General features: G+C 67.6%; 2 protein-coding genes. One reads left to right on the top strand and one right to left on the bottom strand.

Features of this window, described 5'->3' with window-relative positions; translation table 11 throughout:
• Positions 1-883 precede the first annotated feature (883 nt).
• Entirely contained in the window at positions 884-1,468 is a 585-nt protein-coding gene (locus ACWD3C_RS25390; protein ID WP_451147639.1) for a YceI family protein, read from the top strand.
• Between the two features lie 157 nt (positions 1,469-1,625).
• Here ACWD3C_RS25390 and ACWD3C_RS25385 read toward each other — a convergent pair whose 3' ends face one another.
• A complete protein-coding gene (locus tag ACWD3C_RS25385) occupies positions 1,626-1,823 on the bottom strand; it encodes a hypothetical protein (RefSeq protein ID WP_451147637.1) in 198 nt (65 codons plus the stop codon).
• Between the last annotated feature and the right edge of the window lie 263 nt (positions 1,824-2,086).

Here is a 2,086-nt window from a genome sequence, read left to right as displayed (position 1 = left end):
GTCGGTCCTGCCCGGCAGGACCGACCGCCACTCGTCTCTCATCGAGGGACACGGTTGGCGCCAGAGGCGTCGACTGTGACGGCAGGCACGGTCCACCGGCCTGTGAGGCGTGCCGCGGGGTGGACCTCACAACGGAGGCGTGCACGGAAGCCGGCGTGACGACCGCCAAGGCACGGCCGACCACGGGGGCACCCGGATCCCCGCGGCCATCGCCTACCCCGTGGCCTGCACCGTCGGCACCGTCGGCGAACTGACCCAGCTGCTACTGCACCCCGAGCACGAGGGCGGACGGCACACACGGGCCTCTATTGCCCTGCGCTCCGGACAGAGCGCGGGCGCCCCACGCATCACGCCGGCGAGCGGCAGACCGCGGAGGAAGCGGGCATCTCCGGCACAGCCCTCCGGGCCGTTCACGAGACGGTCCTCAAACCGCACGGCTGGCTGCGCCGACTCGGTATCGGCCACGGCTGAAGCGCCCTGACCGGTAGGGATGAGCGACATCTACCGAGCAATTGGCCACTGTGGGCGAAGGCTCCAAGTAAGGATCCGAGGCTGTGCCTCGTCATCGGTGCCGTCAAACCAAGGCACGTGCGAGATCGACACGAGTAGGGAGCCCCTGTCCCCATCGCGGGGAGGGCGATGGGGCCAATCGTTGCGGTGCACTGACGACCCAAGGCAGCCCGTGTCGGTGGAACCTCGTGGTGAACGGTGATTGCCCCACCCATCCTCCGGCAATCGCGACGATCGGAGCGGTCGGCTCGGCCTTTCACCACGCACAGGGCTCCGGAGACGGTGGTTCAGGCGCGCTCCGAGCCCCTGACGGCCGGCACCAGGCCGGAGAGGCACTCTCGGAAATCCAGACCCATCACGTAAAGTCGCTCACGTGACACTGGGTGATGGAACATATGCCTTCGGGCCACCGACCGGCCGTCTGACGATCAGGACCAGCCGCGGCGGGCTGGGCCGGAGGGCAGGGCACGACCTCATGATCGAGGCCACCCGATGGTCCGGGAACGCGGTGGTCGTCACCGCCGAGCCCGGGAAGTCGTCGGTGACCGTGACGGTGGAGACAGGATCGCTGACTGTTCGGGAAGGGACCGGAGGACTCAAGCCCCTCACCGACGCCGACCGTGCCGAGATCGAACGGACGCTACAGGGCGAGGCACTGCTGCATACCGCGGAGCACCCCACCATCACCTTCCGCTCCACCAGCATCACTGGAACACTCCCGGACTTCGAAATCGTCGGCGACCTCACCATCAAGGGCCGGACTCATCCGGTCACGGTGCGCGGTGGCAGTGACGGCGACGGCATGGTGTGCGGCTGGGCCACCGTCACCCAGTCCACTTGGGGGATCAAGCCGTACACCGCCTTCCTGGGCGCGCTCAAGGTGGCTGACGATGTCCGGATCGAGTACTCGGTGACCGAACTCCTACGGCGGCCCGGGGCTGGGCAAGGGTCCTTGTAGGAGTCCGGGTTGTTGGGGGCGCCGCCGGTGAGGTAGGCACCATAGGTGCCGATGTGTTCCACCTGGCAGATGGCTTACATGGCGCCGTCGGCCGCGGCGTTGAAGACGAGCATCGGCAGGGCGTGTTCATCCGCCGGTACCAGCGCGGTCGCGTCCATCACATCTCGTGATCGTCCCCAGCGTGCCATTCCGTCAGCGGTTCCATGGGGTGCTTCTCGCGCGGCATGCGCAGACGGCGGAAGGTCTCGGCCGACTCGGCGTTCTCGGCCTTCGCGTCGAGCTGGACGTCCAGTTCGTCCGCGACGTCGCGGGCGGCACCGATCAGCACAAACTCGATGCCCTCCTGGTCGAGCAACTCCGGATCGGCGCTGGTGAACCGTTGCTTCCCGAACCGCTCCTGCTCCTTCTTCTGCAGATCTGCCCGCTGCTGCGGGGCCAGACCTGCCCCTGCCGGCGTGCCAACCAGCGGGTTCTTGATCGCGATGAATCACCGGGCCGTGCTGAAGGTCTCCGCCTCGCCGGTCACTGACGTTTTCTCAGCGGTGATCATTTCCAGATTCCGTTGAGGGCGAGGGCGGCGCGGGCGATGTCGCCGATTCGGCTCGGGCTGAGGGTGAT

The organism is Streptomyces sp. NPDC002845, from assembly GCF_053591955.1.
Note: the sequence above shows the minus strand (reverse complement) of the source record. Positions and strands in the feature narration are given on the sequence as shown.